The sequence below is a fragment of the Streptomyces botrytidirepellens genome, assembly GCF_003721215.1.
GTDB lineage: Bacteria > Actinomycetota > Actinomycetes > Streptomycetales > Streptomycetaceae > Streptomyces > Streptomyces himastatinicus.
In genome coordinates this window covers 1-26,972 of record NZ_RIBZ01000868.1, presented here as the reverse complement: position 1 = coordinate 26,972, position 26,972 = coordinate 1, and the positions used below count along the sequence as shown (strand labels likewise).

24 protein-coding genes are annotated in these 26,972 nt (G+C 71.6%); 14 read left to right on the top strand and 10 right to left on the bottom strand.

What is annotated here, in order from left to right; translation table 11 throughout:
* Nucleotides 1-206 precede the first annotated feature (206 nt).
* On the top strand, nucleotides 207-1,241 hold the full coding sequence (locus tag EEJ42_RS46995; protein WP_221179500.1) for a dipeptidase: 1,035 nt from the start codon (nucleotides 207-209) through the stop codon (nucleotides 1,239-1,241).
* Nucleotides 1,242-1,254: 13 nt separating this feature from the next.
* Here the strand turns inward: EEJ42_RS46995 and EEJ42_RS46990 are convergent, their stop codons facing one another.
* The 5 genes from EEJ42_RS46990 to EEJ42_RS46970 form a co-directional block, all read right to left on the bottom strand.
* A complete protein-coding gene (locus tag EEJ42_RS46990) occupies nucleotides 1,255-1,719 on the bottom strand; it encodes a DUF2867 domain-containing protein (protein WP_123108270.1) in 465 nt (154 codons plus the stop codon).
* A 67-nt stretch (nucleotides 1,720-1,786) separates the two neighbouring features.
* Entirely contained in the window at nucleotides 1,787-2,971 is a 1,185-nt protein-coding gene (locus tag EEJ42_RS46985) for an MFS transporter (protein ID WP_123108269.1), read from the bottom strand.
* 91 nt (nucleotides 2,972-3,062) lie between these two features.
* Complete coding sequence (locus tag EEJ42_RS46980) at nucleotides 3,063-3,659, bottom strand: TetR/AcrR family transcriptional regulator (RefSeq protein ID WP_123108268.1); 597 nt, start codon at nucleotides 3,657-3,659, stop codon at nucleotides 3,063-3,065.
* An 89-nt stretch (nucleotides 3,660-3,748) separates the two neighbouring features.
* Complete coding sequence (locus EEJ42_RS46975; RefSeq protein ID WP_123108267.1) at nucleotides 3,749-5,176, bottom strand: purine-cytosine permease family protein; 1,428 nt, start codon at nucleotides 5,174-5,176, stop codon at nucleotides 3,749-3,751.
* 91 nt (nucleotides 5,177-5,267) lie between these two features.
* Nucleotides 5,268-6,185, bottom strand: coding sequence for a flavin reductase (locus tag EEJ42_RS46970; protein WP_221179499.1), 918 nt, complete (start codon nucleotides 6,183-6,185; stop codon nucleotides 5,268-5,270).
* A gap of 180 nt (nucleotides 6,186-6,365) precedes the next feature.
* Between EEJ42_RS46970 and EEJ42_RS46965 the strand changes: the two genes are divergently transcribed.
* The 6 genes from EEJ42_RS46965 (at nucleotide 6,366) to EEJ42_RS46940 (ending at nucleotide 11,829) form a co-directional block, all read left to right on the top strand.
* Nucleotides 6,366-7,544 carry an LLM class flavin-dependent oxidoreductase gene (locus EEJ42_RS46965; RefSeq protein ID WP_246097912.1) on the top strand — a complete coding sequence of 393 codons (1,179 nt, stop codon included), beginning with the start codon at nucleotides 6,366-6,368 and terminating at the stop codon, nucleotides 7,542-7,544.
* Nucleotides 7,537-8,181, top strand: a complete 645-nt coding sequence (locus EEJ42_RS46960; protein WP_123108272.1) for an amino acid synthesis family protein — start codon at nucleotides 7,537-7,539, stop codon at nucleotides 8,179-8,181. The genes EEJ42_RS46965 and EEJ42_RS46960 overlap by 8 nt, the downstream gene beginning before the upstream one ends.
* Nucleotides 8,178-8,729, top strand: a complete 552-nt coding sequence (locus tag EEJ42_RS46955; protein WP_123108264.1) for an amino acid synthesis family protein — start codon at nucleotides 8,178-8,180, stop codon at nucleotides 8,727-8,729. The genes EEJ42_RS46960 and EEJ42_RS46955 overlap by 4 nt, the downstream gene beginning before the upstream one ends.
* A 5-nt stretch (nucleotides 8,730-8,734) precedes the next feature.
* On the top strand, nucleotides 8,735-9,559 hold the full coding sequence (locus EEJ42_RS46950; protein WP_246097909.1) for an alpha/beta fold hydrolase: 825 nt from the start codon (nucleotides 8,735-8,737) through the stop codon (nucleotides 9,557-9,559).
* On the top strand, nucleotides 9,556-11,043 hold the full coding sequence (locus EEJ42_RS46945; protein ID WP_123108262.1) for an aldehyde dehydrogenase: 1,488 nt from the start codon (nucleotides 9,556-9,558) through the stop codon (nucleotides 11,041-11,043). Before EEJ42_RS46950 ends, EEJ42_RS46945 begins: the two co-directional genes overlap by 4 nt.
* A 105-nt stretch (nucleotides 11,044-11,148) precedes the next feature.
* Nucleotides 11,149-11,829: a GntR family transcriptional regulator gene (locus EEJ42_RS46940; RefSeq protein WP_123108261.1), complete on the top strand. Its 681-nt coding sequence runs from the start codon at nucleotides 11,149-11,151 to the stop codon at nucleotides 11,827-11,829.
* Nucleotides 11,830-11,870: 41 nt separating this feature from the next.
* On the opposite strand, the gene EEJ42_RS46935 is transcribed toward EEJ42_RS46940, so the two are convergent.
* The 3 genes from EEJ42_RS46935 to EEJ42_RS46925 are packed head-to-tail and all read right to left on the bottom strand — an operon-like array spanning nucleotide 11,871 to nucleotide 15,046.
* A complete protein-coding gene (locus EEJ42_RS46935) occupies nucleotides 11,871-12,545 on the bottom strand; it encodes a GntR family transcriptional regulator (RefSeq protein ID WP_009712462.1) in 675 nt (224 codons plus the stop codon).
* Nucleotides 12,546-12,581: 36 nt separating this feature from the next.
* The gene (locus EEJ42_RS46930; RefSeq protein ID WP_123108260.1) at nucleotides 12,582-13,652 is read right to left on the bottom strand and encodes a sialidase family protein; all 1,071 of its coding nucleotides are present in this window, start codon (nucleotides 13,650-13,652) and stop codon (nucleotides 12,582-12,584) included.
* Between the two features lie 14 nt (nucleotides 13,653-13,666).
* Nucleotides 13,667-15,046 carry an MFS transporter gene (locus EEJ42_RS46925; protein ID WP_123108259.1) on the bottom strand — a complete coding sequence of 460 codons (1,380 nt, stop codon included), beginning with the start codon at nucleotides 15,044-15,046 and terminating at the stop codon, nucleotides 13,667-13,669.
* A 209-nt stretch (nucleotides 15,047-15,255) separates the two neighbouring features.
* Here EEJ42_RS46925 and EEJ42_RS46920 point away from each other — a divergent pair, with 209 nt between their 5' ends.
* From EEJ42_RS46920 to EEJ42_RS46900, 5 genes are all read left to right on the top strand, one after another.
* Complete coding sequence (locus tag EEJ42_RS46920; RefSeq protein WP_123108258.1) at nucleotides 15,256-17,559, top strand: glycoside hydrolase family 3 N-terminal domain-containing protein; 2,304 nt, start codon at nucleotides 15,256-15,258, stop codon at nucleotides 17,557-17,559.
* 184 nt (nucleotides 17,560-17,743) lie between these two features.
* Nucleotides 17,744-18,667: an AEC family transporter gene (locus EEJ42_RS46915; protein ID WP_123108257.1), complete on the top strand. Its 924-nt coding sequence runs from the start codon at nucleotides 17,744-17,746 to the stop codon at nucleotides 18,665-18,667.
* 243 nt (nucleotides 18,668-18,910) lie between these two features.
* Nucleotides 18,911-19,735, top strand: coding sequence for a SigB/SigF/SigG family RNA polymerase sigma factor (locus EEJ42_RS46910; protein ID WP_123108256.1), 825 nt, complete (start codon nucleotides 18,911-18,913; stop codon nucleotides 19,733-19,735).
* 154 nt (nucleotides 19,736-19,889) lie between these two features.
* On the top strand, nucleotides 19,890-20,726 hold the full coding sequence (locus EEJ42_RS46905; RefSeq protein ID WP_123108255.1) for an SDR family oxidoreductase: 837 nt from the start codon (nucleotides 19,890-19,892) through the stop codon (nucleotides 20,724-20,726).
* 98 nt (nucleotides 20,727-20,824) lie between these two features.
* Nucleotides 20,825-21,514: an HdeD family acid-resistance protein gene (locus EEJ42_RS46900; RefSeq protein WP_184503607.1), complete on the top strand. Its 690-nt coding sequence runs from the start codon at nucleotides 20,825-20,827 to the stop codon at nucleotides 21,512-21,514.
* A gap of 398 nt (nucleotides 21,515-21,912) precedes the next feature.
* On the opposite strand, the gene EEJ42_RS46895 is transcribed toward EEJ42_RS46900, so the two are convergent.
* Nucleotides 21,913-23,070, bottom strand: coding sequence for a baeRF2 domain-containing protein (locus EEJ42_RS46895; RefSeq protein ID WP_123108254.1), 1,158 nt, complete (start codon nucleotides 23,068-23,070; stop codon nucleotides 21,913-21,915).
* 234 nt (nucleotides 23,071-23,304) lie between these two features.
* Between EEJ42_RS46895 and polX the strand changes: the two genes are divergently transcribed.
* Entirely contained in the window at nucleotides 23,305-25,050 is a 1,746-nt protein-coding gene (gene polX, locus EEJ42_RS46890; RefSeq protein WP_123108253.1) for a DNA polymerase/3'-5' exonuclease PolX, read from the top strand.
* Nucleotides 25,047-25,841, top strand: coding sequence for a uracil-DNA glycosylase (locus EEJ42_RS46885; RefSeq protein ID WP_123108252.1), 795 nt, complete (start codon nucleotides 25,047-25,049; stop codon nucleotides 25,839-25,841). The genes polX and EEJ42_RS46885 overlap by 4 nt, the downstream gene beginning before the upstream one ends.
* A gap of 70 nt (nucleotides 25,842-25,911) precedes the next feature.
* On the opposite strand, the gene EEJ42_RS46880 is transcribed toward EEJ42_RS46885, so the two are convergent.
* Nucleotides 25,912-26,972: S1 family peptidase (locus EEJ42_RS46880; protein WP_148082235.1), on the bottom strand; the 1,061-nt coding region annotated here is incomplete at its 5' end.

Genomic DNA, 26,972 nt, shown 5'->3' with positions numbered 1-26,972 from the left:
GCCCGCCGGGGGCGCGGCGCCGTTCCCGGGCGGGGCCGCGGTCCCGTCGCCGTCCGCCATCGGCCACCTCCGGTCGCCCCGGGTGCCCCGCCGGGGGCGCGGGAAACAGCGGGCCGGAACTCCGGCCGTATTCCGCTTCCCCCGCCGCCGCGACATCGTTAGGTTCGGGGTGCCCCACCCTGTAACGCCCCCTGAACCATGGAGGAATGCCGCACGTGTCCCGCGAACTCCATCACCGCGCGGTCGTCGCCGACGCCCACAACGATCTGCTGATCGCCGTCGCCGCCCGCCCGCCGCGGCGCTGGGCGTCCTTCTTCCGGGAGCGGTGGCTGCCCCAGCTGCGCGAGGGCGGGGTGGACCTCCAGGTGCTGCCGGTCTTCATCGACGACCAGTTCCGTCCCGAAGGGGCGCTGCGGGAGACGCTGCGCATGATCGAGTGCGCCCATACGCTGGCCGAGGGCAACGCGGACGAGGTACGGCTGTGCCTGGACGGGTCCGACATCGACGCCGCGCTGGCGGAGGGCAGGATCGCGCTGGTGCTGGCGCTGGAGAGCGCCCCCGGGATCGACGCCGACGTGGAGCTGATCCCGACCGTCCACCGCCTGGGCGTGCGGGTCGCGTCCATCGCCCACTGGGGGCGTACCGCGCTCGCCGACGGCAGCGGCGAGGACGCCACCGGCAGCCGGCTGACGGCGGCCGGGGTCGAGGCGCTGCGGGAGATGGAGCGCCTGGGCATCCTCTTCGACGTCTCGCACCTGAGCGCCTCGGGCGTCGCCCATGTGCTGGAGCTGGCCACCCGCCCGGTGATGGCCACCCACTCGTCGGCGCGTGCGCTGCTCGACCACCACCGCAACCTCACCGATGAGCAGATCCGCGGCATCGTGGCCACCGGTGGCATGGTGTGCGTGAACTTCCTCGGCGAGTTCCTGGCCGTCGATCCCGCCGAGCGCACGGTGGACCGGCTCGCCGACCACATCGCCCACATCGCGGAGGTCGCCGGGCCGGACCGGGTGGGTCTGGGGCCGGACTTCATCAAGGAGGTCAGCGCCGACGTCAACCCGCCGTGCTGCGAGGACCTGGAGTACGCCGAGCTGCTCGTCCCGGGCCTGGAAGGGCCTCGCGGCCTCCCCCTGGTCACCGATGCGCTGATCGACAGGGGGTTCTCCGAGGCGGCGGTCCACCAGATCCTCGGCGGCAATGTGCTGGACCTGTTCCGCAAGGAACTGGGCCGCCCCGCCTGAGCCGACGGGCCGCTCACCCGCGCCGGCTCGCCCGCCCCAGGAGGAAGGGGACCGCCAGGTGGTGGACCGGCGCGGCCACGGCCCACACCACGCGGCCGAGGGGCCCGTGGAAGCGCACCGAGGTGACCCATACGACCCTCGCGCCGTCCACGACCACGACGTTGCGCGCGGCGACCAGCCGCGAGCGCGCCGCCAGGGTGGCCGAGTCGGCGCCGGAATCCGTGAGCGGCCAGCCCAGGACATGGGCCGGCGATGTCCTCGGCCCCAGCCGGAGCCCCAGGCCGAGGGTCCATCCGCGCACCAGGAACCACCGCGACAGGGCCGGGGCGCCCTCGAACGTGGCCCGCGCCCACTGCTCGGGGGTCCGGGCCCGAGGTGCCGTCAGCTCGAACGCCGAGACGTAGTCGGGCTCCCCGAAGTCCTCGCCGCCCGGCATCACCTGTGGCACGTCGACCCGGCGTACTCGCGCGGTCGTCATGGGAAGTGCTCCTTCCGCAGCGCCTGACGGCGGTCCCCGGTGCACGGACACAAGACGGCCTCGGAGTCTATGCGACGGGCTCGCACGGCGCGCAGGCGACGCGGCGCCGGGGCGCGTCCGCACGGGCGGTGAGTTCGGGTACGACCGTGAAGACACCGATCGCCGCCAGCGCGGCGCCGAACCAGACCGGGGCCCGCAGGCCGAAGGTGTCGATGGCCAGCCCGCCGGCCGAGGAGCCGATGATGACGCCGAGGGTGATGAAGGAGGTGTGGACGGTGTTCACCAGCGGCCCGGCGTTGCCGATGCGCTGCACCCGGGTGACCATCGCGGGGTTCATGGTGACGCCGACCAGGCCGATGCCCATCATGAACACCACGGCGGGGACGCTGAGATGGGCCAGCAGGGCGAAGCCGAGGAGGAAGCCCGTGTTGAGGATCAGCCCGCACAGCAGGACCTGCGGGGTGTGCCGGTCGGCGAGGCGTCCGACGATGGTGTTGCCCACCACGGTGGCGGCGCCGTAGGCGATGAGCAGCAGCGGGACGGTTCCGGCGCCGAATCCGGTGACCTCGGTGAGGATCGGGTTGAAGTAGCTGAACGCGGAGAAGGTGGCGCCGATGATGAGGGTGCTGGTGGAGAGCGCGAGCCACAGCCGGCGGTTGCGGAATACGGCCAGCTCCTGCCGGAAGGTCCCGCCGCCCTCGGCGCGCTCCAGCCGGGGCACCCCGGCGAGCGTGCACAGTGCCGCGGCGACGGCCAGGACCGAGATGGCCCAGAAGGCGGCGCGCCAGCCGAGGTGTTCACCGATCAGGGTGGACACGGGCAGCCCCAGCAGGGTGCCGAGCATCAGTCCGTTCATGGCCACTCCGATGGCGCGGCCACGTATCTCGGGGCGGGTGAGCCGCGCGCACATCGAGATGGCGACTCCGAAGAATGCCTGGGAGGCGGTGCCGGTGATGACGCGCGCGAGCATCATGACCCCGTATCCGGGTGCGGTGGCGGCCAGCACGTTGCCCGCCAGGAAGACGGCGAACACCACCATCAGCGCGGTCTTCTGAGGTGTCCTCAGCAGCGCGACGGTCAGCAGTGGCCCTCCGAGGGCCATGGCGACCGCGAAAGCGGTGATGAGATAGCCGACCTGCGGGATGGTGACGTCCAGCCCTTGGGCCATCTGCGGCATCAGGCCGGCTACGGCGAACTCACTGGTGACCATGGCGAAGATGCCGAGGGCCAGCACATAGACGGCACGGGGCATGGTGCTCCTCATTGGTTTTAGATCGAACAGTGCAAAACTTGGGCATGAAAACGGCCCTTCCGGGCCGGGCAGGGCTCAGTGGATCAGCACATCACGGCATCAGGACATCCATGGCCGTCGAGGCGATGGACTCCAGCTCGGCGCGGCCGGCGCCACCCCGGGCCGCGACCCGCATTCCACCGGTCACCGCGTTGACGAAGCGGGCCAGCGACTCCGCGTCACGGGCGGATGCGATGTGACCGTCGCGCTGACCGCCACGCAGCGCGACGCCGAGAGCGGCCAGTCGGCGCTCCAGGTCCCGCTCCAGCATCGCGGCGATCTCCGGATCGCGCCCGGCGAGCTCCACCGTGGTGTTGACGGTCAGGCAGCCGAGGCTGTGACCGTGCGCCCGCTCCTCGAATTCGCTGTCGATGATGGTGGCGAGGAAGGCGCGGATCCGCTCCACGACCGGCCGCTCCTCGTCCTCCAACAGGTCGATCTGGGCGGTGGTCTTGATGTCGATGTAACGGGCCAGCGCCCGCTGGAACAGGTCGTGCTTGCTGTGGAAGGTGTTGTAGATACTGCTGCGGCCCAGTCCGGTGGCGGCGCACAGATCCTGGGTCGAGGTGGCCTCGTAGCCGTTCGCCCAGAAGGCGCGCATCGCCGCGTCCAGGGCCCGCTCCTCGTCGAACATCCTCGGCCGGGCCATGCGAGGACCGTAACACGTTTTGGAACGGCCAGTGCAATAGGGGGCGGGCGGCATCGCCGCCGCGATGCCGCCCGCTCATCGAGGGGCCGTCAGGAGCCTGCCACCGTCGCGGGTTCCGCGGGCGGCCCGGCCGGGGTGTCCGCACCCGCGCGCACCCACAGTGGCTTCAGCCGGTAGGTCAGCAGGTAGAGCACCACGGAGGCGACCGCGCCGACGTACATGCTCAGGTCTCCGGCGCCGGGGTACGCCGAGGCGAACGCCCCGGTGTACAGCTTGGACTCCCAGAAGGGTATGGACGCCACCACGCCGCCCGCCCAGGCGACGAAGCCCCAGGAGAGCACCCGCGCGCGGTCGTACAGTTCGGCGATCCGCGCCGGGTCGGAGCGGCCGCCCAGCCAGTAGTCCAGGAGCAGCACGGTGGCGAAGGGCGCGATGAAGTACGCGGTGAGGTTGAGGAACACGGAGAACTTCTCCTCGATCCCCGACTCGCCCCACAGGCTGATCACATACGCCAGCAGACAGATGACGGTGACCGCCTGGGTCCGGGTGACCGGCACCTTCAGGGTCTGGACGGAGATCGCGCCGCCGTAGACGTTGAGGAAGTTCTGCGCGAGCGCGGAGAGGCCGACCGCGATGAGCGCGGGGATGGCGAACGGCCCGGCCAGTTCGTGGAGGGCGGTGATCGAGTCGGTGCTGTTGGCGTTCGAGCCGACCAGGACGCCCAGGATGCCGAGCCAGGCGATGGTGACGAAGTTGCCGAACCCGGTGTACCAGGCGGTGCGGTTGACCACCTTCGGGGTGTCGGGCAGATAGCGCGAGTAGTCGGAGGCGAACGGTGCCCAGGCGACGAGGAAGGAGAGGAACCAGCCGCAGAAGGTGATCCAGCCGCCCGTGTCGCCGATGTAGCCGGACGCCTTGGGGTTGGCGTCGAAGGTGCCAGCGCCGCGCACCAGGGCCACGACAGTGATCATCATGAACAGCGGGGTCAGCACATAAGTGAGCACACGCTGAAGGAAATTGATCATGTTGTAGCCGAAGATGGACACCACCAGCTCGATGACGGTGAGCAGCAGTCCACAGATCCAGTAGGGCAGATGCGTCAGCTCGGCGATCGCCTTGCCACCGAGGATCACGGTGACCGAGGCCCAGCCGACCCCGGCGAACACATTGATGTACGCCACCGGCAGGAAGTTCCCGAAGAAGCCCAGCGGCCCGCGCGCCTGGATCTGCTGCGGCACCCCGAGCCGTACGCCCATCTTGGACATCACGGCCATCAGCACCGATCCGACCCCGGCCCCGACGACGATCGCGGCGACCGCGCCGGTGAAGCTGAGGCCCAGGCTGATCGCGCTGAATCCGAGCAGGATGATGGGGAAGTTGAGACCGGCGGCGAACCAGACGAAGAACTGTGAGCTGGGTTTGCCGTGCCGCTCGTTGTCGGGGATGTGGTCGACCCCGAAGGGTTCGACTTTGGTGACCGCGCTGCCGTAGACCGGCGCCGCATCGTCGTGGGTCATGGGCGTGCTCCTGGGGGACAGGGGAGATCTGGGCGTCAAGGGGTGGCGATGAGCGGGGGGAAGGGTGGGTCCAGGCGCGGCCGGGGGCGTCTCACCACGGCAAAGGCGCTGTGTTCGAGATATCGAAAAACCCACCGCCACTGTAGACCAGAGGTGCGAGGTCCTCGTGACGGGCCGCGACCACCCGGCCGGTGAAGACGGTGTGGCTGCCCGCCTCCAGCCGTTCGCCGATCTCCACCTCCAGCTGGGCGCAGGACCCGTCGATCAGCGGTGCGCCGTGGGCGCCCGCGGTCCAGGACAGCCCGGCGAACTTGTCGTCCGACTTGGACGCGAAGACCTTGGCGACGTCGAGCTGGTTCGCGGCGAGGATGTTGATGCCCAGGTGGGTGGCCCGGTGCAGCGCGGGGTGGGTGGTGGAGCTGCGCTGCACGCACACCAGCACCATCGGCGGGTCCAGCGAGATGCTGGAGAAGGCGTTGACGGCCAGCCCCCTGGGCGTACCGGCGTCGTCGGTGGTCACCACGGTCACGCCGGTGATGAACTTGCGGTGCACCCCGCGCACCAGATCGGCGTCGACGGCGGCCTCCTGGGTGGTGGTGATGATCCCCAGCGCCTCCAGCAGCTGGCGGGGATCCCAGGTCACCCATTCCTCGGCGATCACACCGCCGTCGAAGTGGGTGAAGGTGGCGCCGGAGACCTCGACCGGGCGGCCGGTGGGCGGCACGCCGAGGAAGTCGCCGGTGTGGCTGCCGGTGCTGCGCCAGCGGATCGCCAGCTCCTCGCCGTCCTCCACGATCTCCTCGATCTCGGTGTGCAGATCAGGGAACGCCTCGCGGATGGCGCGGACGGAGTCCTTGAACTGCTCGCGGTCCTGGGGCGCCGCGGCGGGGCCGCGGCGGCGCACGTAGCCGGGGCTGAGCAGTTCGTCGAGCGCCTCCACCCGGCCCTGATCCCAGGCGGCCTGCCAGGCGGAGCGGATGCGGGCGGTGCGGTCAAGAGTGTGCGTCATGACGGATCCCTCATTCAGCTCTTGTATGGCAGAGGACGGTAGGAATGCCATCCGCCACTGTCAACACCTTGGGACAAATGAGCCGGGAAAGAACCGTTCTCGCACCAAATACACAGGTCAAAGTTGTTGCCTGGACGTTAACCCTTGACGGGCACCAACCGGACTCCTAGCCTCCCTGCCATGGCACAGCGTGACCCGGAAGAACAGGACGGACGCTGCATGCGCTTCTCGATATTCCACAACCTCGGAGCACCGGGCCGGCTCGGCTCCTACGCCGAAGTCATGGACGAGGCCCGGGAGTTCGCGGTCGCCGCCGACCGGGCGGGCTTCTGGTCCACCTGGTATACCGAGCACCACTTCGGCCACGAGGCGATCGAGATCACCCCGAACCCGGTCCTGATGGGCGCCGACATCGCCGCCCGCACCGAGAACATCCGGATCGGCCAGGCGGCGAACATCGCCACCTTCTGGCATCCGCTCCGGCTCGCCGAGGACATCGCGATGCTCGACCAGCTCTCCGGCGGCCGCGTCGAGGTGGGCCTCGGGCGCGGGCTGTACGGTCGCGAGGCGCTCAACCTGAACGCGCTCGCCGATCCGCGCGACCAGGAGCAGAACCGCGCGCTGTACGACGAGACCGTGGAGATCCTCCGCAAGGCGTGGAGCGGCGAGTTCTTCTCGCACCACGGCCGCTTCTACGAGTTCCCCGCCCCGGGGGTGAAGTGGAACCACCCCCTCTCCCCCGCCACCCCGGACTACATGGAGGACGGGGTCATCACCAAGATGCAGGTCACGCCGTACCCGTTGCAGCGCCCGCATCCGCCGCTGTGGCAGGTCATCGACAGCCCGCGGTCGATCCGGGCGGCCGCGGCCGACGGGGTCCAGGGGATGTTCTGGCTGCCGCCGGTCTCGGCGCTCAAGGAGCGCTTCGAGCTGTACCGCTCCACCGCGAGCGAGGCATCGGGCCGCGCGTATGCGCTCGGCGAGGGCATCGGCCTGGTACGGGACGTGTACGTCGCCGACACCATGGAGCAGGCCCGGGCCGACTTCGAGGAGGCGCTGATGACCACCTACCGGTGGATCATGCACTTCCGAGGCCTGGGCAACCTGATGGAGGCGGGCGAGGAGCTGACCGACGCCCACGAGCTGTCCTTCGACTTCCTGGCGGAGCGCAATCTGCTGGTCGGCACCCCCGAGTACGTCTCCGAGAAGATCGCCGAGCTGCGGGACGAGGTGGGCCTGGAGCATCTGCTGCTGTGGACCACCCACCCCGGCCTGGAACACCGCAAGGCGATGCGCAGCCTGGAGCTGTTCGCGGAGAAGGTCATGCCGCGGTTCACCGGTGGCGGCGGCCATGAGTGACCTGGGCCTGCGCAAGGTCGTCAGCGTCACCGACGAACTGCTGCTGGAGCTGGGGCGGCCGGTGGCCGTGCCGGTGCGCCGGGCCGCGGCGGCCGCGGTGATCCGTAACCCATGGGCGGGCCTGGGCCTGGTCGCCGATCTCCAGCCCGAGGTCGAGCGGATCGCCCCGGGGCTGGCGCGGCTGCTCACCGACCGGGTGAGCGAGGCGCTGGGCGGCGTGGACCGCGTCGAGGCGTTCGGCAAGGCCGCGATCGTCGGCCTGAACGGGGAGATCGAACACGGCGGGGCGCTGATCCACACCCCGTTCTTCGGCAACGTCCTGCGGGAGCTGACCGAGGGCACCTCGATCATCGTGTTCAGCGACGACCGGCTTCCGGCGGGCGAGCCGCTGACCGTACCGCTGTGGCACAAGACGGCGGCCGCCACCCGCTCGCACTACCAGACGTGCCAGATCCGCATCCCCGACGCGCCCCGGCCCGACGAGATCGTGGTCATCGCGGCCGGTGCCTCAGGCCCCCGCCCCAACGCGCGCATCGGGGACCGGGCCACCGACCCCGTCATCCGCCTCGCCGACCTGGAAGGCCAGGAAGACCGCGAAGGCCGGGAAGACACGAAAAACATGGAGACCGTGCAGTGAACGTCCGCAAGATCATCACCTTCACCGAGGACATCCACAGCGAGGGCGGCCGCCCCGTGGACCCGCCCGCCCGGACCGCGGTGGTGCTCGCCATCATCGAGAACCCCTGGGCCGGGCAGGGCTACGTGGCGGATCTGCTGCCCGGTATCGACGAGGTGGCGCCGAAGCTCGGCGAGCTGCTGGCGCCCCGGGTGGTCGAGGCGCTGGGCGCGCCGGTCGAGGCGTACGGCAAGGCCGCCGTCGTGGGCCTGGACGGGGAGATCGAGCACGGCTCCGGGCTGATCCACACGCTCAAGTTCGGCGACCACTTCCGCCGGGCGGCGAAGGCCACCACGCTGCTGCCCGCCGTGGAGAAGCGCGCGGCCGCGGGCACGGTCTTCGACATCCCGCTCAAGCACATCACCGATGCCACGATCCGCTCGCACCACCAGAGCATCGAGGTGCGGGTGGCGGACGGACCACGCGCCGACGAGATCGTGGTCGGGCTCGCGGCCGCCGCCCAGGGCCGCCCCCAGGCCCGGCTGGCCCCGCTCGCCACGGAGCAGTGAGCGGCGTGGGTACGCCCGGGGCGCGCTCCACCACCCCGGTCGCGCTGGGCCACGAGACGCACGGCGCCGGGCCCGGCCTCGTCCTGCTGCACGGCGTCGGGCTCGACCGGAGCATGTGGGAGCGGTGTCTGCCCGCGCTCACGGCCCGGCACCGGGTCACGCTGGTCGACCTGCGCGGCCACGGCGCCTCCCCGGCCGCGGCCCCCGGGGTGTCGCTCGCCGAGCTGGCCGCGGATGTCGCGGCCCTGCTGAGCGGACCCGCACACATCGTCGGCTTCTCGCTCGGCGCCCTGGTCGCCCAGCAGCTCGGCCTGGACCGGCCGGACCTCACCGCCTCGCTGACGCTGGTCAGCTCGGTGGCGGGGCGGTCGGAGGACGAGCGTACGGCGGTGGCGCGGCGGCGGGAGGTGGCGGCCCGGGACTTCGGGGCGTCCGCGTGGGCGGCGGTCGACCGCTGGTTCTCGCCCGGCTGGCGGGCCCAGGAGCCCCTCCTGGCGCGCCGGGTGCTGGACACGCTGCTGGCCAACGACCCCGTCTCGTACCTCGCCTGTTACGACGTCTTCGCGACCGCCGACGCCGGGCTGTGGCCGCTGCTGCCGCGGATCACCGCCCCCACCCTCGCGGTCACCGGGGAGGACGACCCCGGCTCCACCCCGGCCATGTCGCGCCGACTCGCGCGGCGGATCCCCGGCGGCCGGGCGGTGATCGTGCCCGGGGCCCGCCATCTGCTGCCGCTGGAGTGCCCGGAGCGACTCGCCGACACGATCCTCACCCACACCGGAAGTCACACCGGAAGCCACACCGGACATCAGGAGTGCCACAGCTCATGAACCGCCTGCCGCGCCATGACCACTACATCGCGGGCGAGTGGACCGCCCCAGCCGAGGGCGAATGGTTCGCCAGCGTCAACCCGGCCACCGCCGAGCCCTGGTACGAGGCGGCGAACGGCACCGCCGCCGATGTGGAGCGCGCGGTGGGCGCCGCCCGCGCCGCCTTCGAGGATCCTCGCTGGCGGGATCTGAGCCAGACCCGGCGCGGCCGGCTGCTGCGCACCCTCGGCGATCTGATCGGCGAACACGCCGAGGAGCTGGCCCGCACCGAATCCCTCGACAACGGCAAGCTGCTGCGCGAGATGCGGGCCCAACTCGCGGGCCTGCCCGAGTACTTCTATTACTACGCCGGGCTCGCCGACAAGATCCAGGGCGAGGTCATCCCGGGCGCCAGCCGCGAACTGCTCAACTACACCCTGCGCGAACCGGTGGGCGTGGTGGGCGCCATCACCCCCTGGAACTCCCCGCTGCTGCTCACCGCCACCAAGCTGGCCCCGGCGCTGGCCGCCGGGAACACGATGGTCATCAAACCCTCGGAGCACACCTCGGCCTCCCTGCTGGCCCTCGCCCCGCTCTTCGAGCGGGCGGGCTTCCCGCCGGGCGTGGTCAACGTGGTCACCGGCTTCGGCGCGACCGCGGGCGGCCCGCTGACCGAGCACCGGGACGTGGCCAAGGTGAGCTTCACCGGCTCCACCGGGACCGGCCGCCGGATCGCCCGCACCTGCGCCGACCGGCTGATCCGCTGCACCCTGGAGCTGGGCGGCAAATCGCCCAACATCATCTTCCCCGACGCCGATCTGGGCTCCGCCGCCATGGGCGTGATCGCCGGGGTGTTCGCCGCCGCGGGCCAGACCTGTGTGGCGGGCAGCCGGGTGCTGGTGCACCGCGAGGTGTACGACGAGATCCTGGAGCGGGTGTCGGCACGGGCCGCCACCATCGCGATCGGTGACCCCCTCGACGACGCCACCGAGCTGGGCCCGCTGGCCATCGCCGAGCAGCTGGAGAAGGTCGAGTCGTACGTCGACCTCGGCCGCTCCGAGGGCGGAAAGGTGGTCTGCGGCGGGGCCCGGCCGGACACGGGGCTCGGCGGGTACTTCTACTCCCCCACCGTGTTCACCGGCGTCGACAACACGCTGCGGATCTGCCAGGAGGAGATCTTCGGGCCCGTGGCCACCGTCATGCCGTTCGACTCCGAGGAGGAGGCCCTGTCCATCGCCAACAACTCGGCGTACGGCCTCGCGGCGGGCGTGTGGACCCGCGATGTGAACCGGGTGCACCGGATGGCCGCCCGACTGGAGGCGGGCACGGTGTGGGCCAACACCTACCGTTCGATGTCGCCGATGTCGCCCCGGGCGGGCTTCAAGAACAGCGGCATGGGCACCGAGCACGGCACGGAGGTGGTCCGGGAGTACACCCGGCTGAAGAGCGTGTGGATCAACACCAGCGAGGAACCGGCCGGGGATCCGTTCATCCTCAGGTCGTGACGTAGGGACGGACGGGAGCGCTCTTGTATGGCAGATCACACGAGCCTGCCCTTGACCGACGGCGAGGTTGACGGGGAGAGAGCGCCCCGCCTACGGTTCCGTGCCATGCAACAACCCACGGGCAAGCGGCTTCAGCAGACCAGCATGCAGGCGCGGGTCGCCGAAGAGCTGCGGCAGATGATCATCAGTGGCGAACTGCCGCCCCGCTCCAGCCTGTCCGAGATGGCGCTGTCCGAGACCTTCGGGGTCAGCCGGACGCCCATCCGCGAGGCCCTCAAGCAGCTCCAGATAGAGGGGCTGGTCGAAGTCCGGCCGCGGGTCGGCACGTTCGTCGCCGTACCGTCGCGCCGTGAGCTGACCGAGCTGTTCCAGATGAAGGAGCTGTTCGAGGGCGCCGCCGCCCGGCTGCTCGCCTTCCGTGGGAACGTGCCCGAGGTGGATCAGCTGGAGGCCAGCATGCGGGCGGCCGACCAGGCCGTCAGGGACGGTGACGCCGAACGGTACGCGGAGCTGGTCCACGAGTTCCACGACCTGATCGTCAAGGGCGCGGACAACAGCAAGCTGGAGGGGCACTACCGCACCCTGATGAACCAGCTCGCCTACGCCCGGCTGGTGCGCACCTCGCTGTCCCGCCCCGGGCGGCTCATCGAGTCGGACTCCGAGCACCACCGCGTCCTCAGCCTGATCCAGGCCAAGGACGGCGACGGTGCCGAGCGGGTGATGCGCGAGCACGTCCGCGCCAGCCACCAGGCGCTGATGCAGGGCATGGACGAGCGCGGGGTCTGACGTCCCCCGGCACGGCGGCCGGGGGCGCGGACCGCGGACGGTCAGCCGTCGGCGGAGGCCCGTGCGGCGCGCAGCGCCGAGCGGAGCCGGTTCTTGGCGCCGAGGAGGTGCTCCCGCAGGGTGGTGACGGCGGTCTCGGTCTCGCCACTGCGCACGGTCTTCAGCAGGTCGACATGGGCCTCGGCGGAGGGGTGGAGATCGACGTCCTGGGCGTTGGTCACGTCGAGGACGACGCCGAAGGTGGGCCGGTACTGCTCCCAGACCGCGACCAGTCGGCGGTGCCCGGACAGCACGTAGAACTGGGAGTGGAACTCCAGGTCGGCGAGGGCGAAGTCGCTGGGCGCGGAGCGGTCGGCGGCGTCCCGCATCCGGTCGACGAAGCCCTGGGCGCGGTCCCAGTCGCCGGGTTCGGCCCGGCCGATGGCGAGGGTGAGGGCGAGGGTCTCCAGGGATTCCCGCAGCGTGTACAGCTCGTCCACGTCGTCCTCGGTGAGCCCGGTGACGAAGACCCCGCGGCGGCGGGATTCGACCAGCCCCTCGGCCTCCAGCTGCCGCAGCGCGTCGCGGACCGGGCCGCGGCTGACGTCGTACTGCTCGGCGAGGGCACCTTCGACGAGGTGGGTGCCGGGGCGCTGCCGTCCTGAGATGATGAGGACGCGCAGTTCGTGTGCGACCAGATCGCCGAGGGACTGCTGCTGTAGCGAGGTGATGGGCACCGACGGGCTCCTTCTGGGGGGCGGAACGTCCTTCAGTCAACGGTTAACCGTTGACTCATTATTCCTCCTCAGGGCCGCTTCGGAAACGGTGGCGAAGGCGATGCCGCGCCGCTGCCAGGTATACGTGACGGCGACGCCGTCCGCCCAGGGCAGGACCGCCGGGTAGGAGAACTCGCTGTGGCCGTCGGTCCGCACGCCCGTCTCGTCCGGGACGATGGCGCCGGGGCGGGAGACCGGGCGGTCCTCCAGCACCACCGCCCGGCGCCAGGTGATCCCGTCGTCCTCGGAGACGGACAGCACCAGCGGGGTGCGCGCGCCCCATTCGGCGGCCACCGGGTTGTGCGCCAGCACCACCCGGCCGTCGGCGAGCCGTACGGCGTCCAGACCGCTGTTGTTGTTCGGTACGTCCAGCGGGTGCGCGGTCGACCAGGTGACACCGCCGTCGTGGGAGGCGCTGCGGCAGACCCGGCCGCAGGAGCTGCGCAGCAGCATCCGGACCTCGCCCGGGGCGCTCTCCCACAGCGCGGGCTGGATGACCCCGGCGCCGGGGAACGCCGGGCGGTCCAGGGGGACGGGCGCGGAGCGCCGCCAGCTCGCGCCGCCGTCGTCCGAGCGGTCGGTGAACGCGTCCCAGCGGCCGTCGGCGCTCTGCGGCTCCTCGACCGACGCGGGCGCGAGCCAGCCGCCGTCGGCGAGGCGGAGAGGCTTGTTCTTCACCGGTCCGCGGCCACCGGCCCCGTCCGCGCCCGGCACCAGTTCGGCGGGGGCGGACCAGCTCAGGCCGCCGTCCCGGGAGCGCAGCACCCGGGTGCGCCAGTCGGGGATGCGGTGGCCGGTCTTGTAGAAGAGCAGCACCTCGCCGTGGCCGGTGGCGAACAGGACGGGGTTCCAGTGCGGCAGCCCCGCCTCGTCCGCCACCTTCACCGGCGCGCCCCATCCGCCGCCGGTCCGCCGCGCCAGCCAGACCGCCACGTCGTCCGCACCCTCCCGGCTTCCGGCGAACCAGGCGGCCAGCACCTCGCCGTCCGGCAGCGGAAGCAGGGTGGAGGCGTGGCAGTGGCCGAAGCGGGGGTCGTCGCGCAGGACGAACTCGCGGTGGACGGTCATGGCCGACTCCTGTCTCAGGGCGCGACCGCGTCGGTCTCCGGCGCCTTGGCGGTCCCGGTGTCCGGTGCGGGCGCGGGCTCGGACCCGGCCGCCATCGCGGAGCTGGTGTCGACCAGGTCGCGGCGGGAGGTCTCGGGGGTGAAGAAGTACGCGGCGGCCGCCGAGACCAGGGCCACGGCGCTCGCGTACGCGGCCACCGGGACCCAGTTGTCGCCGCCGCCGGTGAGCGCGGTGGCGATGAACGGGGTGAGGCCACCGGCCACGATCGCGCCGAGCTGGGCGCCGACCGAGGCGCCGCTGTAGCGGACCTTGGAGCCGAACAGCTCGGTGAACAGGGCGGGTTGGACGGCGTTGCAGGCATTGTGGGCGAGGTTGATGACCAGGCAGTACGCCAGCACGATGAGCACCTCCGAGCCGGACTTCAGCAGCCAGAACGCGGGAAAGGCCAGCGCAGCGGCGGCCAGGCCGCCGTAGACGTAGACCGGGCGGCGGCCCACCTTGTCGGACAGCGCGCCGAAGAAGCCGTGGGCGGGGAACGCGAGCACCGAGGCGATCATGATGGCGGTGGTCAGCGTGGCCTTCGGGATGCCGAGGTGTTCGGGCCCGTAGGACACCGCGAAGACGGTCAGCAGGAAGAACGGCACGCTCTCGCTGAACCGCAGCGACATGATCAGCAGCACGCTGCGCCAGTCGTGGCGCAGCACGTCCAGCAGCGGCGCCTTGGCCTTGCCCTCCTCGTGCTTGACCTGCTCGAACACCTCGGATTCACCGAGCCGGCCGCGCATCCACAGCCCTACGCCCACCAGCACCGCGCTGCACAGGAACGGCACGCGCCAGCCCCAGGACTGGAACTGCCCGTCGGGCAGGGTGCCCATCAGCGCGAACATGCCGGTGGCCAGCAGCTGTCCGGAGAAACCGCCGGTGTTGGGCCAGGCGCTGAAGAAGCCGCGGCGGTGCGCCGGGGCGTTCTCGACGACCATCAGCATGGCGCCGCCCCATTCGCCGCCGACCATGAAGCCCTGGATGAAGCGCAGCACCACGAGCAGCACCGGTGCCCAGATGCCGATGGTGTCGTACGTTGGCAGAAGACCGACGGCGAAGGTGGCGGCGCCCATCCCGCACAACGTCGTGACCAGCGTGGTCTTCCGGCCGATGGTGTCGCCGAGGTGGCCGAAGACGAAGCCGCCGAGCGGGCGGGCGATGAAGCCGATGCCGAAGGTGGCGAACGAGGCGAGGGTGCCCGCGAACGGGCTCAGGCTCGGGAAGAAGAGATCGCCGAACACCAGCGCGCTGGCGAGGCCGTAGAGCAGGAAGTCATAGAACTCGATGGTGTTGCCGATGAAGCTCGACAACACGGTGCGACGGAGTTGGGCGGACGCGTGGCGTGAGGTCATGTGGTTCTCCTGCTCTGGGCCCCATTGCCCTGGATATCAGTTAACCGTTCACGGTTAACCGTGGCGAAGAGTATGGGATCCCGCACCACGCCCGTCAATAGGCACCCTTGACGCCCCGGAAACGGCTCCGTAACTTCAGTTCGACTTTTGAAAGATCGAACCGTCGAACACCCTCAGAACTCTTCAAGACTCTTCAAGGGGCGAAGAACATGAATGGTGTGCGCAGACGAACGGTGCTCGCCGCGGCCGGCGGCACGGCCATCGCGGGCAAGGCCGCAACCGGCACCGCCCACGCCCGGGAGCGCCCGGGCCCCGGCGAGCGGCCCGCGGCGGAGCCCGCCCCGTACGAGGCCAGGGTCCAGGCCCTGTTGGGGCGGATGACGGTCGAGGAGAAGCTGGGCCAGCTCCAGCAGCTCGCCTGGACCGGCGACACCGGGCCCGGCGGCGGGCAGACCGCCGAGGCGGAGAAGGCGGCCCGGCAGGGACGGTTGGGCTCCGTGCTCAACATCTACGGGGCGAAGACCACCAACACGCTCCAGCGGATGGCCGTCGAGGAGTCACGCCTGGGCATCCCGCTGGTGTTCGGGCTCGATGTCATCCATGGCCTGTGGACCACGTTCCCCATCCCGCTGGCCCAGGCCGCGAGCTTCGACCCGGCGGTGGCCGCGCGGGACGCCGAGGTGTCCGCGAAGGAGGCCCGCTCCAACGGGGTGCACTGGACCTTCTCCCCGATGATGGACGTCACCCACGAACCGCGCTGGGGGCGGATCTCCGAGGGCAGCGGCGAGGATCCGCACCTGACGGCCGCGATCGCCGCCGCCAAGACCCGCGGCTACCAGGGCGAGGACCTGGCCGCGAAGGACCGGCTCGCGGCGTGCGCCAAGCACTTCGTGGCGTACGGCGGCGCCGAGGGCGGCCGCGACTACAACACCGTGGACGTCTCCGAGGCCCGGCTGCGCAACCTCTACCTCGGGCCGTTCCTGGCGGCCGTGGACGCCGGGGTGGCCACCGTCATGGCGAGCTTCAACACCATCAGCGGGGTCCCCGCCCACGGCAACCGGCACACCCTCACCGACATCCTCAAGGACGAGTGGGAGTTCGGCGGCGTCGTCGTCAGCGACTACAACGGCGTTCAGGAAATGACGGTCCACGGCTTCGCCGCCGACCACGCCGACGCCGGGCGGCAGGCGCTGAACGCCGGGGTCGACATGGAGATGGCCAGCACCACCCTCGCCGACCACGGCAAGCGGCTGCTGCGCAGCGGCGCGATCACCACCGCCCGGCTGGACGACGCGGTGGCCCGCATCCTGCGGCTCAAGTTCCGGCTCGGGCTCTTCGAACACCCCTATGTGGACGAGGATGCGGCGATCGAGGAGCCCACCAAGGCGTCCCGGGCGGCGGCCCGCGAGACGGCCGCGCGCACCATGGTGCTGCTCAAGAACGCCCCGGCCGGGAAGGAGAAGGGACCTCTCCTCCCCCTCAGCCCGTCGGCCTCCTCCATCGCCGTCGTCGGCCCCTTCGCCGACTCCACCGATCTGCGCGGCTCCTGGGCCGGGCCCTGGGCGGACAAGTTCCCGCCGGTCACCGTCCTCGACGCGGTCAAGGACGCCGCGCCGAAGGCCCGGGTCACCCACGCCCCCGGTGTTGACCCGGCAGGCAAAGACACCGGTGGCATCGCGAAGGCCGCCGCGGTCGCCAGGGCGGCCGAGGTGGCGGTCGTCGTGGTCGGGGAGGCCTCGGCGCTCAGCGGGGAAGCGGCCGTACGCAGCGACATCAGCCTGCCCGGACAGCAGGAGAAGCTGATCGCGGCGATCGCGGACACCGGCACGCCCTTCGTCGTGGTCCAGGTCAGCGGGCGCCCGCTGACGATGGGCGGCTGGCTGGAGTCGGCACCCGCCGTGCTCCAGGCGTGGCATCCGGGCATCGAGGGCGGACACGCCATCGCGGACGTCCTGTTCGGCACCGTGAACCCCGGCGGCAAGCTGCCGGTGTCCTTCCCGCGCTCGGCCGGGCAGATCCCCATCTACTACAACCACGAGAACACCGGGCGCCCCTACGACCCGGACAACAAGTACACCTCCAAGTACCTGGACCTCGCCGACGGCCCGCAGTTCGCCTTCGGCCACGGCCTCAGCTACACCACCTTCGACATCGGCGAGCCGAAGCTGTCCGTCAGCCGTATCGCGGCCGACGCGCTGCGCAAGGGCGACACCGTGGAGGTGGCGGTCACGGTGCGGAACACCGGGAAACGCGAGGGCGACGAGGTGGTGCAGGTGTATCTGCGCGACCCGGTGGCGAGCCTGGTGCAACCGGTGCGGCGGCTGTGCGGCTTCCGCCGGGTGACCCTCGGCGCAGGGAAGTCCACCACCGTCCGCTTCCGGCTGGGCGCCGAGGACCTCGGGTTCTGGACCCACGACCGGGACGGCACGTTCACGGTGGAGAAGGGCGAGATCCAGATCTACGCGGGCAACAGCTCACGGGCAAGGAGCGAACGCACCCTGACGATCACATAGTGGGACGGCGTCCCGTCTTCTGCACAGACACACCGGGTTACTTGTAGGGTGCATGCTGACAACTCCAGCCCGGGAAGACACCGAAGATGACCGCCGCGCCCTGCCCCTTGCCCCGCACCCCGAGAAGCCACCCCGCTCCGCGGCGCCTCGCGGCCCACCGGAACCCCGGCCGGGCGGAGGCCCCGTGGGCGGTGTGATCACCGGCTTCGGCGTCATCGCGAGCATCATCGTCACCGGCTATGTGCTCGGCCGCCGCGGAGCGCTGGGCGGGCAGGGCCGGGAGGTGCTGACCAAGCTCTCCTTCAACGTCGCCTCCCCCGCCCTGCTGTTCACCACCCTGGCCCACGCCGACCTGTCCGTCATCGTCTCGACCCCGCTGCTCGTCACGGCCTCGAGCACCTTCGTGGTGGCGGGCGCGTTCGTCGCGGTCGGCGCGGTGCGCAGGTGGAGCGTGGGCCGCACCACGATCGGCGCCCTGTGCGCGAGTTATGTGAACGCGGGCAACCTCGGCATCCCCATCGCCATGTACGTCCTCGGCGACGCGTCGCTCATCGCCCCGGTGCTGCTGTTCCAGCAGCTGGTGATGACACCGATCGCGCTCACCGTCATCGACCTCAGCCGCCCCGGGGACCACCCGCCCTCGATACTGCGCCGGCTGACCAGCCCGTTCCGCAACCCCATCGTGATCGGCTCGCTGTCCGGGGTCGCGGTGGCCGCCACCGGGTGGCGGGTGCCCGGGCCCCTCATGGAACCGTTCCACCTGGTGGGCAGCATGGCCGTACCCGCCGTGCTGCTGGCCTTCGGGATCTCGCTGCCGGGCAGCGCACTGCCCGGGCGCGGCGAGGAGCGCGGCCCGGTGCTGCTGTCGGTGGCGCTGAAGTCGTTCGGCCAGCCGGTGGTGGCCTGGGCCATCGCGGCCGGTCTCTTCGGGCTCGCCGGGACCGCCCTCTTCGCGGCCGTCGTCACCTCCGCGCTCCCCGCGGCTCAGAACCTGTTCACCTACGCCGTGCGCTACGAGACGGGCACCATCCTGGCCCGCGAATCCATCCTGCTGTCCACGGTGCTGGCCGTGCCGGTGCTCTTCACGGTCGCGGCGCTGCTGGGCTGAGGGCTCGGCGCTACCGGGCCGAGGGCGGCGCCCGGCGCACGGTGTCCGGGCCGGAATCGGGTGGGGTTTACCCCTGGAGGCCCCGGGCAGGCGGATATTCGTGCTTCGGACCGGAGGCACGCACCGCGGGAGCAGTCCGACCGCTCCAGGACGCGGCCCACCGGTCCGTATCCTGCGCGCTCCCGCATGGCAGCGACCACGGTCCCAGGCGACCCCGTCAGCCCCTTGCAGGAGGTGTGTGACATGACGACCGCAGCGCAGCACACGGCACGTCCCCGCTCCGGCTCCTCGAAGCACCCGCATGACGACGCCCCGGACACCAGCGCCGAGTTCCACGAGATGGCCCGCCTCCCCGAGGGCCCCGAGAAGGAGGCGCTGCGGCAGCGGGTGGTGGAGGCGTGGATGCCGATGGCGCAACGGCTGGCCCGCCAGTACCGCAACCGCGGCGAATCCCTGGAGGACCTGGAGCAGGTGGCCGCGCTCGGCCTGGTGAAGGCCGTCAAGCGGTACGACCCCGAACACGGCACGGCGTTCGCGGGTTTCGCGGTGCCCACCATCGTCGGCGAGATCAAGCGCCACTTCCGGGACCACCTGTGGGTGCTGCACGTGCCGCGCCGGGTCCAGGAGCTGCGCAACCGGGTGCGGGCCGCACACCGGGAGCTGTCCCACTCCCTCTACGACGCCACGGTGCCCACCGAGGCCATCGCCGAGCGCACCGGCCTCAGCGAGAAGGAGGTGCGCGTCGGCATGGAGGCCATGGGCAGCTTCACCCCGCTGTCCCTGGACGCCCAGCTGACCGGCGCGGACGACGGCTACTCGCTGGCGGACACGCTCGGCGGCCAGGAGCCCGCGTACGACCGGGTGGTGGACCGCGAGGCGGTGCGCCCGGGGCTGGGGCGGCTGCCCGCCCGGGAGCGCCAGATCCTCTACATGCGCTTCTTCTGCGACATGACCCAGAGCCGGATCGCCGAGCAGCTGGGCATCTCCCAGATGCATGTCTCCCGGCTCATCAACCGCACCTGCTCGACGCTGCGCGCCCAGGCCCTGGCCGAGCCGAGCGCCAACTGAACGGCCTGCCGCCCGCCGCTCCCCCGCGTTGCGCCGCTGGAACGATGTGCATCGCCTCAGCGGGTGACCGTGGCGCCGTGGAGAGCGCCCGGCTCCGCTCCGGACTGGGAGGGTCGGGGCGCGGATCACCGATGCCCAGCGAAGGAGAAGCCCCGTGACCACCCTCCAAGGCCCGCCCGCGGTGTCCGACCTCAAGCTCCTCCAGGGCCAGAAGGCGCTGGTGACCGGGGCGAACTCGGGCATCGGCAAGGCGACCGCGATCGCCCTGGGGCGCGCCGGCGCGGATGTCGTCGTCAACTATGTCTCCGACCGGCCGTCCGCCGAGGCCGTCGTGAAGGAGATCGAGGGCCACGGTGTGCGCACGTACGCCCACCAGGCGGATGTGTCGCGGGAGGACCAGGTGGTGGACATGGTGTCCGCCATGGTCGACCGGCTCGGCACGATCGACATCCTGGTCGCCAACGCGGGACTCCAGCGTGACGCCCCGACGGTGGAGATGACCCTGGCGGACTGGGAGAAGGTGCTCTCCGTCAACCTCACCGGTCAGTTCCTGTGCGCCAGGGAGGCGGTCAAGGAGTTCCGGCGGCGCGGGGTCGTTCCGGAGGTGTCGAGGGCGGCCGGGAAGGTCATCTGCGTCAGCTCGGTCCACCAGATCATCCCCTGGGCCGGACATGTGAACTACGCGTCGTCGAAGGGCGGCGTGGCGATGATGATGCAGACCATGGCCCAGGAGCTGGCGCCCGAGAAGATCCGGGTGAACGCGATCGCGCCGGGCGCCATCAGGACGCCGATCAACCGTGACGCGTGGGACACCGAGGACGCCAGGACGGCCCTGCTGGAGCTGATCCCCTACGGCCGGATCGGCGATCCGCAGGACATCGCGAACGCCGCCGTCGTCCTCGCGTCCGACCTGTGCGACTACGTGGTGGGCACCACGCTCTACGTGGACGGTGGGATGACCCTCTTCCCCGGCTTCGCCACCGGCGGCTGACCGCGGCGCCACCCGGCGCCACCGGCTGTCACCAGGCGATTCGGCGCGCGCGGAGCGAGGATGGTGGTGTCACCGTTTCCTCAAGGAGGTGAACGACGATGACGTTCCCCTCGGACAACTCACGTGACGCCGATCAGCGGAAGGAGCGCGACGAGCGCGCCACCGGCCCGGAGGGGCCCTTCACCGGTCTCCTGGGCACCCTGTCGGACGCCGCCTGGCAGGTCCTGCTGACCGCGGGCCTGGCCGCGATCGTGCTGGGGCTGCTGGTGCTGGTGTGGCCGGCGGCCACCCTGGCGGTGGTCGGCGCCCTGTTCGGTGTCTATCTGCTGATCAGCGGCATCTTCCAGCTGGTCGGTGCCTTCGGGGCACACACCCCGCGGTCGATGCGGGTGCTCGGCTTCGTCAGCGGCGCGGTGAGCGTGTTCCTCGGCCTGCTCTGCTTCCGTGGTCCGGCCCAGTCGGTCCTGCTGCTCGCCCTGTGGATCGGATTCGCCTGGCTGCTGCGGGGTGTCATGCACACCGTCACGGCCATCCAGGACGAGGGGATCCCCGCCCGCGGCTGGCAGATCTTCCTCGGTGTCGTCAGCGCCCTGGCCGGAATCGTGCTGATCGTGTCGCCCTTCGGCTCCATCGCCGCGCTCACCCTGGTGACCGGCGTCTGGCTGATCGTTCTGGGCATCATCGAGGTCATTCACGGGATCCAGCTGCGAGCCCGGCTCGGAGGCCACGAACCCCGCAAGGCACATCACGGCTTCCGGTTCCGCCAGCAGCCCCATCCGCAGCCGTGAAACCGCCGCGACAGCCGCCCCGAGCGGCTGTCGCGACAACCAGGGGGGCTAGTGGGTCTGCACCCACCACGCCATCAGGCCGATGGCCGCGGTGCCGCATGCATACGACGCGCCCCGCACGAAATTCGCGGCGGCGAGCCGACCGTATCGACGCCATCTACTACTGGAACGGCTGGGTACCGGTGGGCGAACCTCCATCGTCTGCTGCATTGGGAGCCCCTTTCGTGACCGTACGGACAGTGACTGTCCGACAGGGGGGAACGACGCGCTGAAGAAAGCATACAAAAGTGTGAACTTCTCTCAGGTGACTGACTCGCCGAGAAAATAGCTTTCGACACGATTCGCTTCCGACACGATTTCAGAACGCGTGCGTCTGAAGGCTCCTGACGTGACGGCGCTCAGCCCTGTCCGTGCCAGCGCAGCACCGCGCCCAGCCCTCCGGCGGGCCCCGCCAGGCCCTCGGGGACCAGCAGCACCTCGGTGTCGGCCACCGCCGCGGACCGCATCAGCGCGTCGTCCGCGCGCGCCGGTTCGGGCGCGCGCACGCCCAGCGCCCGCACCTGGGCCCGCTGCACCGCCACCTGATCGGCACCGGGGCCGATCCACACCTCATGGCGCATGTCGCCGCCTGCCTGGCCCAGCAGCAGGGTGGCCGCCTGATGGCTGCGCACCGCCTCCACCACCGCGGGCACCCCCTCCGCCGCCCCGCTCGGCGCGGTGCCGTCGTGGCCGGTCGCGGCGTGCCCTCCGGGGCGGCCGCGCCCGGCGCGGAAGAGATCGAGCACGGCTTCCAGATGGGCGCGGGCGTGGTCCGCGCGGGCATGGTCGATCTCCGCCTCCAGGAGGTCCCGGGCGGCTCCGGGCGCCCGGCTGCCGTGCCGCGCCTCCACCGCCCGGTCCCGCAGCGGCTCGGGCAGCCGGTCACGGACCGCCCTGCGCTCGCGCGGATCACCCGCCAGCACCAGCAGGGGCGCGCCGCTGTCCGGCCACTGCCGCACCAGCTCCTCGGCGACGAGGTCCGCGGTGTGCTCCCAGCCGTTCTCGACCCGGTTGCGGTAGTGCCACTCGTACCGGTCGGCGGGCACCGACCGGTGGCCGCGGCCCCGTGGCGCCCGGCCCGTGGCGCGGCACACCGGGCGGGCTCCGCCCTCGTCGCGCAGCTCCAGGTCGGCACCCGTCCGGTCGACGTACGCCACCAGGCACGACGGCCACTCGCCGCGCAGCGACGCCAGCGGCGCCACCCGGGGCAGCGGCGACCAGGACGTGACGACGTCGCCCGGGGAAGCGGCCAGCGGCAGGTCGAGCACCACCTCGCCGTCCGACGCGAACAGCGCCCGTCCGGCGGATGCGGTGGCCGCCCGCTGACCGGCCAGTGTGCTCACCACCGCCTCACGGGTGCGGGGGTCGGCGCCCTGGGCGGTCAGCTGACCGGCCACGAACCGCTCCCGCAGCCGGCGCCGCGTGGGGGCGTCCTCCGTCGCACGCGAGGTGTCGAGGTAGACGCACGCCCAGGGACCGGGACGATCGAACAACGGCTTCAGGAATCCAACGTCCATGACCTCCCCCAAACCGGGGAAACACACGACCCGGACGGGCGCCCGGATCGCCGCGCCACTTCGGCCGCGTAGGCCCGCGCCGCTTCGGCCGCGTGGGGCGCTTCACGAACCAAGCATCCCTCCAGCTCTCCGGGATCGCCAGGGGGTGTCTTGTCGATCAGGCCGGATCAGCGAGCATGATCGGCAAGGCGCTCCCTGGGGCCGTCCGGCCGTACCGCGACTAGAATCTGTCCCATGGCTCGCTCCAACGAGGAGGTCGAAGCCCTCCTGCGCGAGTACGCCGATCTCCTCCTGATCACGGGCGGGGACGCGTTCAGGGCGCGCGCCTACGAGAAGGCCGCACGGTCGATCGGCGGCCATCCCACCGATGTGTCGGGGCTCGATGTGAAGGGGCTGCGGGAGATCCCCAACGTCGGAAAGTCGATCGCCGAGAAGGTCGTCGAGTATCTGCGCACCGGACACGTGCCCGCCGTCGAGGAAGCGCGCGCCGCCATCCCGGCCGGGGTGCGGGAGCTGACCGCGATCCCGGCGCTCGGGCCGAAGAAGGCCATGCTGCTGTACGAGGAGCTGAACATCGCCTCGATCGAGCAGCTGGCCACCGCGATCGAGGAACACCGGCTGCGCGACCTCAAGGGCTTCGGGCCGAAGTCCGAGGAGAACATCCTGCACGGCATCGGGCTGCTGCGGGCCGCGGGCGGCCGGGTCCCGCTCGACGAGGCCATGGACGTCGCCGACGACATCGTGGCCGCCCTGTCACAGGTGCCGGGCTGTGAGCGGGCGGCGTACGCGGGGTCGCTGCGCCGGATGCGGGAGACCGTGGGCGACGTGGACATCCTGGTGGCGGCGGCCGAATCGGCCGCCTTCATGGACGCGTTCACCGCCCTCCCGTACACCGCCGAGATCATCGCGCACGGCGAGAAGAAGACCTCGATCCGCACCACCAAGGGGCTCCAGGTGGATCTGCGGGTGCTGCCGCTCGACTCCTGGGGCGCGGGGCTGCTGTACTTCACCGGCTCAAAGGCCCACAACATCCGCGTCCGCGCGATCGCGGTGCGCCACGGCCTCAAGCTCTCCGAATACGGCCTCTTCGAGACCAAGAGCGGAAAGAAGATCGCCTCCCGCAGCGAGGAGGACGTGTACGCGCGGCTCGGCATGGACTGGATCCCGCCGACCCTGCGCGAGGACCGCGGCGAGGTGAAGGCCGCGCTGGGGGGCCAACTGCCCACGCTGCTCAGCGAATCCGATCTGCGCGGCGATCTGCACACCCACACCAATCTCACCGACGGCCTCGAACCGCTGGAGAACATGATCGCCACGGCGGAGCGGCGCGGCTACGCGTACTACGCCGTCACCGACCACGCGCCGAAGCTGTACATGCAGCAGATGACGAAGGAGAAGATCCTCGCCCAGCGGGAGCGGCTGCGCGCCATGGACCGCGGGCGCGGCCGCCGGGACATGCGGCTGCTGCACGGGGTGGAGCTGAACATCGACGCCGACGGAGAGGTGGACTGGCCCGACGACTTCCTCGAGGGCTTCGACCTGTGCGTGGCCTCGGTGCACACGCAGTTCGGCCAGGACCGGGACACCATGACCCGGCGGTTCCTGCGGGCCTGCGAGAACCCGCACGTCAACATCATCGGCCATCCGACGACCCGGATCCTCGGCAAGCGGCCCGGTGTCGACGCCGACCTCGACGCGGTGTTCGCCGCGTGTGCCCGTACCGGCACCGCGCTGGAGATCAACGCGCATCCGAACCGGCTGGACCTGTCGGACGAGAACATCCTGCGGGCGAAGGAGCACGGCGTGGTGTTCGCCATCGACAGCGACGCGCACTCGACGCTGGACCTCGCCAATCCGCGGTACGGGGTGGGCATGGCCCAGCGCGCCTGGCTGACCACCGACGATGTCATCAACACGTGGCCGCTGACCCGGCTGCGGCGTTTCCTGCGCAAGGGATCGGGGCATTCGCGCGACGTATGACCACAACGGATTCCGCTTCCGAACCCGCCCGCCGGGCGCCCGGAGCCCGCACCCTCGCCGAGCTGGACGAACGGGTGAGCCGGTGCCGCGCCTGCCCGCGGCTGGTCGCCTGGCGGGAGGAGGTGGGCCGTACCAAACGGGCCGCCTTCGCCGACTGGGACTACTGGGCCCGGCCGGTGCCCGGGTTCGGTCCGCCGGACGCGGCGCTCGCAGTAGTGGGTCTCGCCCCGGCCGCGCACGGCGGCAACCGCACCGGCCGGATGTTCACCGGCGACCGCTCCGGCGACTTCCTGTTCGCGGCGCTGCACACGGTCGGCCTGGCCAACCAGCCCACCGCCACCCACCGCGACGACGGTCTCGCGCTGCGCGGGGTCAGGATCACCGCGCCGGTGCACTGCGCACCGCCCGCCAACCGCCCCACTCCCGGGGAGCGGGACACCTGCCGTCCGTGGCTGGAGCGGGAACTGCGGCTGCTCCGGCCGACCCTGCGGGCCGTCGTGGTCCTCGGGGCGTTCGGCTGGCAGGCCGCCCTGCCCGCGCTGAACGCCGCCGGATGGGCCGTGCCCCGGCCGCGGCCCGCGTTCGGACACGGCGTACGGATCACGCTGGAAGCCACCGATGGGGGCGCCCCGCTGCGGGTGTTCGGCTGCTATCACGTGAGCCAGCGGAACACCTTCACCGGCCGTCTCACCCCCGCCGTGCTGCACGATGTGCTCGGCGCGGCGGCGGAGGCGGCCGGGCTGCTGCCTCCGCCCGCCGCTCCCCTGACCCCCGCCCCGGAGGGCGGCTGACAGGGGGAAGGTGAGGCCCCGGGCACTGGGGCAGGAGGGCGCCCGGGGCCTCGTTCAGGGGTGGGGCGGGTCAGTTGACCCCGGCCCCACTGGCGGCGTCATCGGCGGCGTCACCGGCTCCGGCGCCGTCCTCGTCGTCGCCCGTACCGGCGCCCGCACCGGCGTTGGCGCCCGCGTTCGCACCGGCGTTCGCACCGGCGTTCGCGGCACCCGCGCCCGCGTTGGCACCCGCTTCGCCACCGGCACCGGCGTTCGCAGCGCCCTCGCCACCGGCACCGGCGTTCGCAGCGCCCTCGTCACCGGCACCGGCGTTCGCAGCGCCTTCATCGCCCGCACCGGCGTTCGCGGCACCTTCGCCACCGGCGTCACCCGCCGCGCCGCCGCCATCGGCGCCGATCACCGCGCCGGTGGCTTCCAGGGCGCCGGTCACCGGCTGGAAGAAGGTCTCGCCGCCCTGGGTGCAGTCGCCGCTGCCGCCGGAGGTGAGGCCGACCGCCGCGTCCCCGGCGAACATCGCGCCACCGCTGTCGCCCGGCTCCGCGCACACGTTCGTCTGGATGAGGCCGTTGACGATGTCGCCGCCGCCGTAGTTCACCGTGGCGTTCAGGCCGGTGACCTCGCCGTCGCTGACGCCCGTCGTGCTGCCGGAGCGCTGCACCTCGAGGCCCACGCTGGCCTCGACGGCCCGGCCGATCGCCTGGTTGCTGCCGTCGGCGAGCTTGACCGCGCTCTCGGGCTGGGTGGTCGCGTCGTCGTACATGACGAGCGCGAAGTCGGTCTCGGGGAACTGGGTGTCCTGGACCGTGCCCAGCGCCTGGGCACCCGCCTGGTCCGCGGTCCAGGTCTCGGACTCGTTGCCGCAGTGGCCCGCGGTCAGGAAGCCGGGGGCTCCGTCGACGGACACGTTGAAGCCGAGGGAGCAGCGGGAGCCACCGCCGAAGATGGCATCGCCGCCGACGAGACCGGCAGCGGCTTCGCCCCCACCACCGGCACCACCGGCGGCCTCACCGGCACCGCCCGCGGCGTCTCCGGCACCGCCAGCGGCCTCACCGGCACCGCCCGCGGCATCCCCGGCACCACCGGCCGCAGCGTCCCCGGCACCACCCGCACCCGCGTCCCCGGCGCCACCGG